Source organism: Shewanella sp. NKUCC06_TVS (assembly GCF_019345515.1).
In the GTDB taxonomy this organism is placed as follows: Bacteria; Pseudomonadota; Gammaproteobacteria; order Enterobacterales; family Shewanellaceae; genus Shewanella; species Shewanella oncorhynchi.
This window is the reverse complement of sequence record NZ_JAHKQX010000008.1, coordinates 73,545-87,268: the sequence shown is the minus strand read 5'-3', so window position 1 is coordinate 87,268 and position 13,724 is coordinate 73,545. Positions and strand designations below refer to the sequence as shown.

The window sequence follows — 13,724 nt, the reverse complement described above, 5'->3', positions numbered from 1 at the left end:
TCAAAGCCAGTTACTTAACCACAAGCACAGGACAAGCTGCACCATTCGCCACCGCTTCTGAGACATTGGTGTGTAAAAAATGCGAAATCCCAGTTCGGCCATGGCTAGCAATTACTACCATGCCAATGTCTTTACTGTTGGCCTCTTCTAAAATTTGATAGACAGGATCGCCACGGCGGATCAAGGTAGTGATAGGAAGCTCAGTATTCAATCCATCCAATAGTGCTCGCATTTTAGTTGCCGCCGCTTCCTCCATGCTTTTAGCAAGCTCTTCAGGGGTAATAGATAAAATCATAAAGTTTTCATCACCGATCGGCTGTTCAACCACATGTAAGATTTTTAGCCCTACATGGTATAGATTAGCCATTTCAATGGCATAACTCAGTGCATGGGCCGCAGTTTCCGAAAAATCTGTGGGCCAGAGTATTTGACCTGTACGCATAATTTGTACTCCTTCTATGGCGCGAATGGATTGCTGGGTGAATCTTTACGGTGCTGCTATAACGCCCGATTTAGCGCATTGGCAGACCACAAACTTCATCTCACAACCTTAGTCTCTTAGCCAAGCAACAGCATCGCCATTATCAACAAAAAACCTTACCTCAGCAGGCGTAAACCAGTTTGCCAATTTAGCCAATACTTCCTGCAAAGTCGTCTTACCGACGATGGCTATTTTCTCGAAATGACGAATATGCTTCACCCCAAGTTTGAGATCGTCCCAAGCAGCCTGTAGTTCCAAGCCTTCCAACTCGGTGACATCTACCAAGGCGAATATATCAGGATCTTTCACCCCAGCTAATGCAGACTCCAACACAGGCACCATCATTTCGTAGTCTTGATGAGTTAAGGTACCGATAGCTTTAAAGGTAACGAAAAAATCATCATCACCATAACGCTCAATACCAATCGAAATTCCGTGCTTTAACAATGCCATACATACTCCTTATGTAACAACCCTTGATTTAGTGTAAAAGCTAACGCCACAACAAGCCGTGATCTTGCTCAAAAATACACCAGATACCTTGCACCATCTCACTAAGCAAGCTAGGATAAACCGACTAATCAGTCGGTACTGATTTAATAAAAGACTCAATCGAGACGATTACTTAAATAAAGTACCGAATAAGACTCAGCCTACCATTTCCCTTGGAGCAACCACTATGAATATGGCCACCGAACACCTTAATACTTCGCCACTGACTCAGTTGCTCCAACGCCAACGCAGCAGTTATTTAGCGGCGCCGAATCCTAATTACGCTACGCGAGTGGAGCAATTAACTCGACTTAAGGCGGCCATACTGCAATTTCAAACACCCTTAGTCGAAGCCCTAAGTCAAGACTACGGCCATAGATCGATTGATGACAGCCGGATCTCAGACATTATGCCTGTCATCAACAACATCAATTACAACTTGAAAAACCTCAAAAAATGGCTCAAGCCCAGCGCTCGCCATGCGGGCATCTTACTCGCACCCGCCAAAGTCACAGTGCATTATCAACCTTTGGGGGTGATCGGCATTATCGTGCCGTGGAATTTCCCCGTCATGCTGTCGATAGGACCGCTAGTAACTGCCATTGCCGCCGGTAATCATGCCATGCTCAAAATGTCTGAATTTACCCCAGCGACCAACCAAGTGATCAAACAGTTATTGACACACGTCTTCGAGGAATCCCACGTGGCGGTTGTTGAAGGTGAGGCGGACATTGCTGCCCAATTTTCTGCCCTGCCCTTCGATCATTTACTCTTTACAGGCTCGACCACAGTCGGCCGCCATGTGATGCGCGCCGCAGCGAATAACCTCACCCCAGTAACACTCGAATTAGGCGGAAAATCCCCTGTGATTATCGCCCCCGATATGCAGCTTGAGATAGCAGTAGAACGAATGATTTACGGTAAGTGTTTGAATGCCGGACAAATCTGCGTCGCCCCTGATTATGTGCTTTGCCCTAAAGCCAAGGTGGATGACTTTATCGCCGCCTACCAAGCTAAGTTTAAGGCCATGTACGGCACCATTAACCACAATAAGGACTATGGCAGCATCATTAATACACGTCAGTTTGACCGCTTGATGACAGTGCTCGAAGACGCTAAAGCAAAAGGTGCCCGTGTTATTTCAGCAACTGACGAAGCCATAGATAGCCAACATCGTAAACTCGCAACTCAGTTGATAACTCACACCAGTGAAGACATGCTATTGATGCAAGAGGAAATTTTTGGCCCATTGTTACCGATTATTAGCTACGACACCTTAGATGAAGCGATTCAGTACATCAACCACAGAGCCAGACCCTTAGCGCTTTATGTGATGAGTTTCGATGAGCCAACTCAGCAAAAGATCCTCCAGCAGACCCATTCTGGCGGTGTTTGTATCAATGAAACTGTGTTTCATGTCGCCGCCGACGATGCGCCCTTTGGCGGAATAGGCCCGTCGGGCATGGGGCATTACCATGGCAAGGAAGGCTTTTTGACCTTCAGCCACGCTAAAACGGTACTCAGCCGTGGCCGATTCAACACAGGCAAATTTGTTCACCCGCCCTACGGCACTTTTATCCAGCGCATCTTAATGAAGCTATTTTTGCGCTAGTCATTGGGGGATAAATCTTGAATAAACCATCAACAACACAACCCATTAAAACCATGACTGATAAACGCCAAGCTATTCTCGATACTGCTTTAGCGCTCTTTGTCAGCCAAGGATTTCATGGCACGTCTACCGCCTCGATTGCGAAACAAGCAGGTGTAGCAACGGGCACCTTGTTCCATCACTTCCCTTCTAAGGAAGCCTTGATGGAATCTTTGTTTCTTACCATAAAACAAGAATTTGCCGATGCCTTACTGTTAAACACCCATAAGGGCAGCGATCTTAAGCACAATGCCCTACAACTATGGCAAAGTGCGATAGATTGGTCGCTGGATAACCCTGTCAAACAACTGTTTTTTCAGCAATATTCAATGTCACCCATGATTGCAGCTAAGGTGCGCGATCAAGCGATGAATAGCATCTTAGGCTTTATTAGCGAACTCATTAAGCAGGGACAAATGATGGGGCTAATCGCCCATTATCCAGTGGAATTGATGCTAGAAAACTGCCACGGCCAATATCTAGCAGCAACCCGATTCTTTATCGATAATCCGCACTTGGGGACAGATAGAACATACCGCGATGCCAGTTTTGAACTGTTTTGGAAGGCCATGCAAGCGGACTAAAATAGCCAAATATCAACTGACTGCTGCAATAACTGCAATAAAAAACCGAGTCAGCTTAACTGGCTCAGTTTTCTTTTTCGCTATCGCGACTAAGTGCTAAAGCAGAAGTCTGCTTTGCTCTAGCATCTAATACCGGCTTTCAGGCACCTAGCCCTGACTCAACTCCTGGGCTTTTTCTGCTGGCTGCGCCACTTGAGTTGGGCTCCAGTAACCTTGTTTGATACCCTTATCAATCAGCTCAGCGACCGCCAATTCAATGGCTTGTAATACGCAAAATTGCACTGGCTCATTGGTAGTAAAACCGACTTCAGCCTCAGCGAGTCGATTTAAACTCGTGTAACGGAACAAGCCCGCACGCATTTCTTGGGATAAAACACGTTTGCTGGTTGAGACCGACATCATGACCTTACCTGTGTGTACATCCACGGCGCGTAGATAAATGGTCACCAGATCTTCACGGTACATTTCAGAGGCGCCAATGCCGTAGTATTCGACACCGCTACCGCCTGTGCTAGTGTTGGTCTCATAACTAATCACCCCACCTTCGAGTAACAATCTGGCGGTGGATAATACGGGCACTTCATCGCCCTTAGTACCGCTCTGCTTGTTGCTGATCTTACGCTCGGTAAGCAAATTTTGTAGCCCTTCACGCTCAACGGGTGTAAACCATTTAGAGTCGAGCAAAGTCTGCATCAACATCGATGTTGCGCCCTGAGTTACCGCGGTCGAAAACGAACTCACGTTAGCCTGCGGCTTATATTGGCCAGTTTGATCGCGAAAGGAATACACGGCCACAGGGATAGGAAACTTAGGTCCTGGTTGAGTTTGCAGCCCACGCATCACCTCACTCAAGGGGTTAACCTCGGCAGCCGTGATATTTAAATCGGGTTTGGAGATCAGGCTACAGGCCGACACACTTAGCAGTAATAAACTCACTAACACTAAACGGGCCATTAGTTGACTCCTCCGAATGTCGGCATTTCAATCACAGTGACTTCACCGGTTGCAGTATTAGTAATAGTTAGCATCACGCCATTTCCCGTAGAAGCCACTTCAATCCGAAAATCACCTGTATCGTAAACACCATCGGTAATTTCACCATCAGCAACACCGCGGGTGATTGAGTTAATGATATTACGCTCTAGGGATTCTTTAAAACGGGTGACAAAGTCCTTCTCGGTCGAGGTAGATTTATTGTCATTCTGGGCTTGGGCTTTATTTAATAAGAAAGCCCCATTTTGTGGATTGCCGCCAAAACTGGGATTCACTGGCGTATAAATCAATTCAGTGGCTTGGCCACTGCTTGCCACACATAGCGTGACAAGAGCAAGTAACGTCCTGTATGTCATTATTATTATCCTAAAAGTCGTCCGATGTTCCTGAAAAATCACCTGTTATTGCATTGGCTCTGACTTGCGCTAAATAATCAATCGTAAGCAAAATCGCCTGCTCTGCGCTCTCTTTAATCGGATTTGCACGACGACCAAAATGGGTGGTGTAAATTCGAGTCCCGTTTACCTCTAAGGTTAAAACGGTTCCAGCCTGTGGAAACACTGTCTCATATAGAGTGACGTTAAAACCTTGGGTAAAGGGCAGTTCGCGCCAATAGCTTGAGTAGTAAAAGCCAAAGTCCTTACCAAACCGAGTCAAGGTTCTATCTATTACTAAGCCACTAATTTCAATGTCGTTATCGGCAATAGTGATAGGGGAAGCCAGCAGCAGGAATGGACATAAAACGTAAGTAAACAGACGCTGTTTTAACTGTTTCACTTATCCCTCCTTAACCTTTTTAATCGAACCTTAAAAACCGCGCTAACCTCTGTTAGAACAAGGTGAGTTTTAACGCAAATTTTCGATAAAACAGGTTAACAGGGTTAAAGATCTCCCGTCATTACGCTAGGGGGCAAATTAGCCCGAAGAGCTAAGGTAAAAAGGCAAAAATAGCCCATTTGGCTAATACGCCAAGAGGCTGTTGAGGATAGGAGTTATGCATTAAACAAGCGGATAAGATAAGCAATAAAAATGCGAGCATTATTGTGGCAACCATAGTCGAACTAACAGGCCACCGTCACTGCGATTATGCATGCTAATACTGCCATCGTGAGCTTCGATAATTTCACGGCACAAAGGTAAACCTAAGCCTGTACCCGATTGTTTTGTTGAGTAAAACGGCAGTAGCGCCTGTTCTAATACTTCACCAGACATACCTGCGCCGCGATCCTCAATCACAATACTAAAACCTCCACCATCCACTAAGGTTTGATACCGAATCGATAGAGTGACATCCTCGGGGTTTGAGCCAGATTCATGGGCGTTTTTAAGTAAATTGAGGAGCACTTGCTCCATCTGTCCTTGATCGAAAAAACCATCAACCTCAGGTAACTCATAAGTAAGTTTAAAGGGATAATGCTGAGTTAACTGGGCAGTAAATTGCGTCCAATTCACCTGACGCCGTTGCGGGAGCGGCAACTTAGCAAAACGGGCATAGTTGAAGATAAACTGGCTTAGATGACTGGTGCGATTCTCGATAGTATCGAAAATCAAAGTTAACTTCGGATTATCGATATCTTTGGTGAGCAGTCGGCCGGAGTTCACCATAGAGGCGATGGGCGCGACTGAGTTATTGAGTTCATGGCTAATAATGCGGATGACTTTTTTCCATACTGCCACCTCTTGACGATTGAGCTCGCGGGTCATCTGCTTGAGCAAAATTAAGTTATGCTGTTGGTTATTCAATAAAAAATGACCACGACTTAAATACCAAGTTTCCACATCATCTTCACCCATGGCGAAGAGTCCGTTCTTTTCATGTTTAAGCGCCAAGGCCAATACTTCGGGCAAATCCACCAGCAATTCATCTAGGCTCAAGCCTTCCATTCTGCCCTTTTTATGAAATAGGTGACGCGCCGCATCGTTGGCATAAATGAGCCGCTGATGATCGTCCAGTAACAACATCACATTGGGAGAACTTTGAATCACCTTATCCAGTAATAACTCCCGCTGGTAAATGTACTGCCTTTCTTGGCGTAATTTAGCAGCGCTATGGTTAAATAACTGCGCTAAGGTTTTGAGCTGACCTTCGCCATGTTCAGGAATACTCACACTAAAGTCATTATCACTAAAATTTAGCAAGCCTACTTCAAGGGAATCTAAACTGCGGCCGAGATGTCGAGTCAACCAAGCAATACCTAAACCACAGACAGCACAAGCGAGAAACAACACGATCAAACCTTCACCTAAGGTCAAACTCGAGACACGCTCTCCCTTAGCTATCTCAGCGGATATCGCAGGAGATACTGGTGCTTTGGGCGGTAAAATGGATAGCGGTTCTACACGTAAAGGCTCAACCACATGAGGAATAGAATTAAACAGCCCTTCTTTAAGTTGTTCTAACTTGAAGAGTTTTATTTGTAACTGCTCTTGTTTAAGTTGTTCAAGCTTTTGCAGCTCGGCCTTAATCTGCTCGGCCCTCTGGTGCGCTTGCATCGCCGCAGCCTCCTGCAATTGCTCACTATTGTTAAGGGCGAGTTCGATGGAGGCGACCGTTTTCTCAAGCTCCGCAAAATCCAGTTGCACATTCAAATCAGGGATTTCAATCGTGTTAGACGTGGCAACATACGAAGCATAGGGTGAGATATACTTCACCAAAGCAAAACTCAGCAAGACGCCAAAGGCGCAGCAAGCCATTGAAAAAATGATAAGTTTAGTTCGAATTAACACTCAGATTCCTTAATCGATAGCCTTTACCCTAGCATCTGCACTTAGCCTATGACTTATCTAAACCAAACTTGTCCATCCGCCGATACAGCGCTTGGCGACTGAGTCCAAGCGCTTTTGCCACCCGAGCAATTACGCCATGATGCTGTTTTAACGCCGCTTCGATATCTTCTCGGCTCACATCTATCGACTCATTGGCATCTGACACTTGGGCACGAACAGACTCATGATAAAACGCGGTATTTACGGGGATGGAAGCGGGCGAATAAACAGGCAGAGGATCAGACTGTCTCAAGCCAGATAGCCGCGACTCAGATACAGCCGAAACACTGGAAGCAGATTTTATAACACTCGCAACAGTCGCCAAACCAAAGTCAGCTTCAGTCAACACATGGCTTTGCGCCAACAATACGGCCCGCTTACAGGCGTTTTCAAGCTCACGCACATTTCCCGGCCAGCGGTGCTGTAATAACGCCTGCAACCCAGGTTTACTCAAGCTAAAATCGCTGCCAATAAAATGCTGCACTAAAGGTAAAATGTCATCGGTGCGTTGATTCAGCGGTGGCAATGCCAGTTCAATCACGTTTAAGCGGTAAAACAAATCCTCACGGAATCGCCCTTCAGCGATATCTTGGGCCAGATCCGCATTGGTCGCACTGATCACCCGCACTTTTACTTTCTGGGTTTTATGGCTACCTAAGCGTTCAAATTCGCCGGTTTGTAGCACCCGCAATAATTTCACTTGCCCAGACAAAGGTAAATTGCCAATTTCATCTAAAAACAGCGTGCCGCCGTCTGCCGCTTCGAAACGGCCAATACGCGCTTTAGTCGCGCCAGTAAAAGCGCCCGCCTCGGCACCAAACAGCTCGGCCTCTAATAAATCCATCGGCAAGGCGCCGACATTGACCTTAATAAAAGGTTTGTTTTTTAAGGGTGAATTGGCGTGGAGAATATCGGCAAGCTTGTCTTTACCAGCGCCATTGGGGCCAGTGATCAAGACCGACACATCGGAGCGCGCCAGTTGCAAGGCTAAGTCAATACAACGCTGCATAGCACCGCTACCAAAGACAATACCGCAGAGATCCGCATCGGCGATCGCCACTTGGCGTTGATGATTCACCCGCTCCAAGCGGTGGTTAGCACGGGAGAGTTTATAAAGCGCAATCAGATTAGTGATGCTATTGAGTAGCTTAGCGTCATCCCAAGGTTTGCCCATATAATCGGCAGCGCCCGCTTTGACTAATTCAACTGCGGTTTCGAGTTGGGTCCATGCCGTCATCAAAATAATCGGCAGATCGCCTTGGCATTCACGCAGGGCGTAAAACAGCTGCTTGCCTTCCTCGCCCGACGTGGTATCCCGAGTAAAGTTCATATCTTGAATCACTAAATCCACATCTTGCGTCGTCAATAACCCAAGGGCGTCCTCTGGGCTGTGACAAATCAGCACCCGATAATCATTGAGTTCTAGCATCAAACCTAGGGCTTGGCAGATGGCATGATTGTCATCGACGATAAGGATAGTATCCATAAGTGTGAGTGTTGTCCTAAGTAAAACTGTTAACCGTAAAGTAACAAAAAGTGCAATAACATCCTATTGTTATCGCACTTTTGTCGAGCTTTTATCGTACCTTGAGTGACATCAAATATTCCGCTATACGCTGCGAGTTGCGGTTGCTGGCGAAATATTTGCCGCCTTACGCGCTGGTAAGTAAACCGCTAACGTGGTGACAATAAACAAACCTGCCACAGTAATTAGTGGGTAGCTTAAGTCCAACATAGGCAAGCTATAGATTTTCATCAACTGTTGGCCTAACTGTATCGCTAACAAGCCGCCCAGCACGCCTCCCGCTAAGCAAATCAAATAGTTCTCCACGAGGAAGTAACTGATAATATCGCGCTTTTTAGCCCCCAATGCACGGCGGGTACCTATCTGCTTAGTGCGGCGCTGGATATTAAACATCACCATGCCCGTTAAACCGAGCGAGGTGATCAGCAGCAGCAACACCACCATCATAGTTAACACAGTAATCATCAATTTATGATCGCGATATGAACTATCTTTTAAGGCCTCGATTGACTTAAATCCATCGAGTACTCGGTTTGGATTCTCTGCCAGCAGCGCTTTTTTTATCGCGTCTTTAAGCTCGGCGTGAAACTCAGGTTTGGCCCGTACCATGTAAGAACTACTGCCATAATCCACATTTTGAATCACGCTGTTTTCAAGGCTAGAACTGTCAATCCACGCGCCTTGCAGTTTTTCGACTACGCCAATCACAGTGATCTGTGCATCCTTGCCCTCGTACAATACTTTGCCAAGTGCGGATTCATCAGGCCAAATGGCTTTGGCTAACACACTGGAGATGATCGCTAATCGGCTTGGGCTATCGAGGTTATCCTTAAGTTCATGGGGGTAAAAGTTACGCCCCTCAATCAGCTTAATGCCTAAGGTCTCAATGGTGTGATCTGTCCCTAAATACATGGCAAATTGCGGTGTCGATTTAGCGCTATCTGGGTCGGGGCCCAGATTTAACGTGCTCGACCAGCCGCCACCGCTTAACGGCAACATATTGGTTGAGGTCGCATCAATCACATTGGGTAGCCCCCGCAAAATTTGCTGATCAATTTTGTTTTGCGCGGTTTTATCAATCAATGGATCAAAGTTGAACAAGCTAAAGGTCAAGACTTCTGACTCTTTAATCCCCGAATCACGCTGCATCAGAGCTAAACGCTCTTGAATAATAAAGCTCGCATTCGCCACAATCGCCACAGACAAGATAATCTGAATAAGCAGTAAGACTGGACCGCTTTTACTGCGCAATAAACTGCTGAGAATAGGTTTAATATGCAACATAATGAGTCCCTTACTGGCTTTTAAGATAAACGCTAGGTTTAGTACGACACACTACCCATGCGGGATACAAGCCAGCCAACAAGGCTGTGCCTACCGCAATACTTGGGGTGATAATCCACATACTCGCCGATAAATGGGTTAAGCCCTTCGCGACCTCAAACTGGGCCGATAACCCATAAAGCGAAGCGTAGGCCCAAGCGAGTCCAAGCAAACCACCGAATAAGCCAATCATGCCCACTTCAACCATATATTGAGCGAAGATTTGACCACGGCTAGCACCAATAGCGCGGCGCACTCCCACCTCGGGAGCTCGCTTGAGGAACTTTGTCAGCATTAAACCTAATATATTGACTAAACAAACACTTAAAAACAGCGCACTCAAGCCAACCAAGATTTTATTGTCTTCGGGCACCACATGATTGTATTCAAGCCAAGTTGCCACATCGGATACTTTGACTGAGTCAGCGGCAGATTTATTATCCGTAAAACGGCCTAGGGCTTTTTGCTCCGCCACATAATTGCTGAGCCAAGAACGGTAACTGGCTACTGCGTCTTTATTTGGTAACTCAACCCAATACAGCAGCCACACTTTTTCAGAGTTAAGGCGATCACTGTAACTATTCATCGTCTCAAACTTCCAACCTGACGTGTTACCCCATATATCAAACTCTTCGATAGGCGTCAGCGAAAACGGCACAAAAATTTGTTCCGTGTCGTTAAAGGCACCGTTAGTGGGATCATAATATTTAGGCTTAGGATCCCAAGCATCAATCACACCAACCACTTGATAAGGTTTACGATTAAGATAGATAACTTTGCCAACACTGTTTTGACCCGCAAATAACTTTTGATTGAGTTTATCGTTAATCACCACTTGATAAGCAGGCTCAGTGTCGACGGATTTATCCCACGCATTACCGTACAAAAATGGCACGTCAAACAGCTTAAAAAAGTCACTGTCCGTCACCCGAATGCTTTCTAAAATAGGCGCAAAATTGGCATCCTCCGTTTGCACTGCCATCCCAGTGCGAAACATCGCAGCTTGGCGTTTAGGTAAGGTATTGTTGCGCAGATTCATCGCGTCTTGGTAAGTCACTAACGAGTTTAACTCATCCCAAGAATCAGGACCTTGGCTCCAAAGCTGTACCGCATTTAACTCATCAGAGCGTTCACCCGCAGGATTAAATGACATCATCTTGTACACGTTTAACGTAGTAATCGTGATACCAATACCAATCGAAATCGCCAACACCATCAACAGCGACAGCACTGGGGTTTTCTTAATGCTGCGCCAAGCTAAATCAACATAATAAAAGAACATAATGCATATCCTTAACGGTCGGCGTTGGCGACAAGTTTGTCGATATCAGTCGCAGCAGTGATGTCACTGACATGTCGATGACCTTGATGATACATAGTAAAATCACACACTTGACCATCAACAATTTGAATGTTGCGTTGGGCGCGGCGAGCGAGTTCAGGATCGTGCGTCACCATGATAATGGTCGTGCCCGCTTGATTGATATTTTCGAGTAATTCCATCACTTGACGTGCCATTAGGCTGTCGAGGTTTCCCGTAGGTTCGTCGGCGAGTAGGAAACGTGGCTCCCCCGCTAAAGCACGAGCAATCGCCACCCTTTGTTGTTGTCCACCCGACAACTGAGTAGGTAAATGTTTGAGCCGTGAAGCTAAGCCCACTTGCTCTAATGCCTCTTGTACACGACGTTGACGCTCCTTGGCATTAAAACCACGATAGCGCAGCGGCACTTCAATATTCTCAGCTAAGTTAAGATCGGGAATTAAGTTAAAACCTTGGAAAATAAAGCCAATTTTCTCATTTCGGATAGTGGCGCTCTTGTTATCGCTCAAGTTAGACACGTTAATCCCATCGAGAAAATAGTCACCGTGGGTAAAACCTTCGAGTAAACCTGCAATATTTAAAAAGGTGGTTTTACCCGAGCCAGAAGGACCTGTGACAGCGACAAATTCGCCTTCGTTCACCTCGAGGTTAAAATCGCGCAGGGCGTGGGTTTCTACTAAATCCGTTTTAAAAACCTTGCTCACATTCTTCATTGATAACATGTTAATTTCCTTTAAATAATCAAATCTATTTTGCGCCTAGACTCTGCGTCTACACCTTAGGCATCGACTCATGTACGACCGTAATCAGCACACCTTTATCAGCCAAAGAATGGCTCAACAACACACTCTAAAAACCACATAAAAGCGCCCAGCATAAGGTTGGCAGTTTCGGTTGAAACCTCACCCACTTGGCGAAACTCATCCAAAGGATTACTCCATTCCAACAAATTGAGTCCGAGGAAAAACCAGCTATTGGCCTCACCGATACTTAGTTCCACCGCAACCACCAGTAATAATAAGGCTAGTACTCCAAACACTTTGGATGACATCAACATGCTGATATCAAATTGTTTATCACGCATATCCGGCTCCTATTCTTATCCATGTCGCAGCAGGTTTCGTCATTCACCTTGATCACTGCGCTGTTAAATTCATCAGATTGGTTGTTTAATAATTTACGAATATCGGTCATCAATGAATTCTGACCTGTTCGGCGTGATTAAAAGGGTCGACACTTGAAATAACCCACTCATCTCCGGCTTTGCCACCATCAAGCACTTCGACTTGGCTCAGGCTAGTACTGCCGAGCTTAACCTCACGACGGCTGGCTAAATCGCCCTCGACTTGATAAGCCACATTACCTCCACCGCTGGTCATAAAGGCGCCGCGTTTTACCATAAGAACATTGGGTCTGTGCTCTAATAACACTCGGGCCGAGATGCGTTGATTCTGGCGCAGTGTTAGGCTGTCGCTTTGGTCAAATTGCACCCTAGCGGTCACTTCACGGTTACGCACTTCAGGGGAAATCGACGATAACTTGCCCATTAACTTAATACTGCCAAAACTCAACTCGACTTCCATGCCTAAACCCAGATCATCCGCATAGGACTCAGGCACGGCTAACTCAGCCTCATAGGCGCTTAAATCCACGACGGTTAAAATCGGTTGATTAGCGCTAAGACGGGTTTTCTGCTCGGTAATCCAGTTACCGATAATGCCGTTAACAGGTGCAACAATATTCAAGGCATCGACTTGACGTTCTAATTCACGCACCGCGAGAGTTTGACGCTCAACTTCTAGGGCTTTGTTTTTAATTTCAAAGGTTAACGTATCTTTCGTTAACGCCACTTCTTGCTCGGCATGCTTAAACTTCAGCTTGGCTTTGTGTAAATCATCTTTGCCCTTTTCATAATCAATTTGGCCAATAAGCTGACTTTGAATCAGTTCCTCTCCGCGTCGGCTTTCCCTATCCGCCGCTTCAAGATCGACCGTTGCGATATCTAAGGTTTGATAAGCTTGTAATTGATCGCGTCTTGCATCCAACTTAGCGCGCTCTAATGCACTCTCCATACCCGCTAATAGGGACTTGGCTTGCGCTAGCTGATTAGTGAGTCTTGGACTATCGAGTTTGGCGACCACATCGCCCTTATTAACAGTATCGCCAGGATTGCTGAGCAGAGTCACTGTGCCTTCCTCTGTGCTATACAAAATAGGCGCATTGGCCGCCACGATTTTACCTGTGGTCGCCACATCGCGGGTTAACGTTCCAATAAAGAGTTTTGCGGTAGTGATGTCGCTGCGGCTAAGGGATTTGCTAACACTATCAGAGCCTAAACTTGCCCACACTAAGGCGCTGACTAATAAGGCGCAACCGCCAATGATCAGCGGTAACTTAAGACGTTTAGAGGTCGATGGCACAAGTACTGTATCTTGGCCGCTAGTATCTTTAATCATGGCTTTACTCGCTTCCCTGTTGGAATCATCAGTGCCGGAACGTATCAACGGACACTATTGGAAATCTCTACCCCAGAGTTAGCAAAGCCTATGCCAAACAAGTAAAATTATTTACTTTCATAACCTTAACAA

14 protein-coding genes are annotated in these 13,724 nt (G+C 46.0%); 2 read left to right on the top strand and 12 right to left on the bottom strand.

Going from position 1 to position 13,724, the window contains the following annotated elements; genetic code table 11:
• Positions 1-10: 10 nt before the first annotated feature.
• Both KO531_RS10680 and KO531_RS10675 read right to left on the bottom strand, forming a co-directional pair.
• Positions 11-442, bottom strand: a complete 432-nt coding sequence (locus KO531_RS10680; RefSeq protein WP_028761700.1) for a universal stress protein — start codon at positions 440-442, stop codon at positions 11-13.
• Positions 443-550: 108 nt separating this feature from the next.
• Positions 551-934 (bottom strand): STAS/SEC14 domain-containing protein, encoded by a 384-nt coding sequence (locus tag KO531_RS10675; RefSeq protein ID WP_028761699.1) that lies wholly within the window; start codon positions 932-934, stop codon positions 551-553.
• A 226-nt stretch (positions 935-1,160) separates the two neighbouring features.
• Here KO531_RS10675 and KO531_RS10670 point away from each other — a divergent pair, with 226 nt between their 5' ends.
• Together KO531_RS10670 and KO531_RS10665 are read left to right on the top strand one after the other, a co-directional pair.
• Positions 1,161-2,585 (top strand): coniferyl aldehyde dehydrogenase, encoded by a 1,425-nt coding sequence (locus KO531_RS10670; protein ID WP_219251156.1) that lies wholly within the window; start codon positions 1,161-1,163, stop codon positions 2,583-2,585.
• Between the two features lie 17 nt (positions 2,586-2,602).
• A complete protein-coding gene (locus tag KO531_RS10665) occupies positions 2,603-3,208 on the top strand; it encodes a TetR/AcrR family transcriptional regulator (protein ID WP_198571794.1) in 606 nt (201 codons plus the stop codon).
• 147 nt (positions 3,209-3,355) lie between these two features.
• On the opposite strand, the gene KO531_RS10660 is transcribed toward KO531_RS10665, so the two are convergent.
• The 10 genes from KO531_RS10660 to KO531_RS10615 all read right to left on the bottom strand — a co-directional run bounded on the left by KO531_RS10660 (position 3,356) and on the right by KO531_RS10615 (position 13,592).
• Positions 3,356-4,162 carry a CsgG/HfaB family protein gene (locus KO531_RS10660; RefSeq protein WP_105251644.1) on the bottom strand — a complete coding sequence of 269 codons (807 nt, stop codon included), beginning with the start codon at positions 4,160-4,162 and terminating at the stop codon, positions 3,356-3,358.
• Positions 4,162-4,557 (bottom strand): curli assembly protein CsgF, encoded by a 396-nt coding sequence (locus KO531_RS10655; protein ID WP_131523187.1) that lies wholly within the window; start codon positions 4,555-4,557, stop codon positions 4,162-4,164. The genes KO531_RS10660 and KO531_RS10655 overlap by 1 nt, the downstream gene beginning before the upstream one ends.
• A 10-nt stretch (positions 4,558-4,567) precedes the next feature.
• A complete protein-coding gene (locus KO531_RS10650) occupies positions 4,568-4,978 on the bottom strand; it encodes a curli production assembly/transport protein CsgE (protein WP_219251155.1) in 411 nt (136 codons plus the stop codon).
• 261 nt (positions 4,979-5,239) lie between these two features.
• Positions 5,240-6,928, bottom strand: a complete 1,689-nt coding sequence (locus KO531_RS10645; protein ID WP_219251154.1) for an ATP-binding protein — start codon at positions 6,926-6,928, stop codon at positions 5,240-5,242.
• Between the two features lie 46 nt (positions 6,929-6,974).
• Entirely contained in the window at positions 6,975-8,453 is a 1,479-nt protein-coding gene (locus KO531_RS10640) for a sigma-54 dependent transcriptional regulator (protein ID WP_219251153.1), read from the bottom strand.
• A gap of 123 nt (positions 8,454-8,576) precedes the next feature.
• A complete protein-coding gene (locus KO531_RS10635) occupies positions 8,577-9,776 on the bottom strand; it encodes an FtsX-like permease family protein (RefSeq protein ID WP_028761693.1) in 1,200 nt (399 codons plus the stop codon).
• 10 nt (positions 9,777-9,786) lie between these two features.
• Positions 9,787-11,097 carry an ABC transporter permease gene (locus KO531_RS10630; RefSeq protein ID WP_198571797.1) on the bottom strand — a complete coding sequence of 437 codons (1,311 nt, stop codon included), beginning with the start codon at positions 11,095-11,097 and terminating at the stop codon, positions 9,787-9,789.
• Positions 11,098-11,108: 11 nt separating this feature from the next.
• On the bottom strand, positions 11,109-11,858 hold the full coding sequence (locus KO531_RS10625; protein WP_028761691.1) for an ABC transporter ATP-binding protein: 750 nt from the start codon (positions 11,856-11,858) through the stop codon (positions 11,109-11,111).
• Positions 11,859-11,956: 98 nt separating this feature from the next.
• The gene (locus tag KO531_RS10620) at positions 11,957-12,220 is read right to left on the bottom strand and encodes a hypothetical protein (RefSeq protein ID WP_105251637.1); all 264 of its coding nucleotides are present in this window, start codon (positions 12,218-12,220) and stop codon (positions 11,957-11,959) included.
• 109 nt (positions 12,221-12,329) lie between these two features.
• Complete coding sequence (locus KO531_RS10615) at positions 12,330-13,592, bottom strand: HlyD family efflux transporter periplasmic adaptor subunit (protein WP_219251152.1); 1,263 nt, start codon at positions 13,590-13,592, stop codon at positions 12,330-12,332.
• Positions 13,593-13,724: the final 132 nt, after the last annotated feature.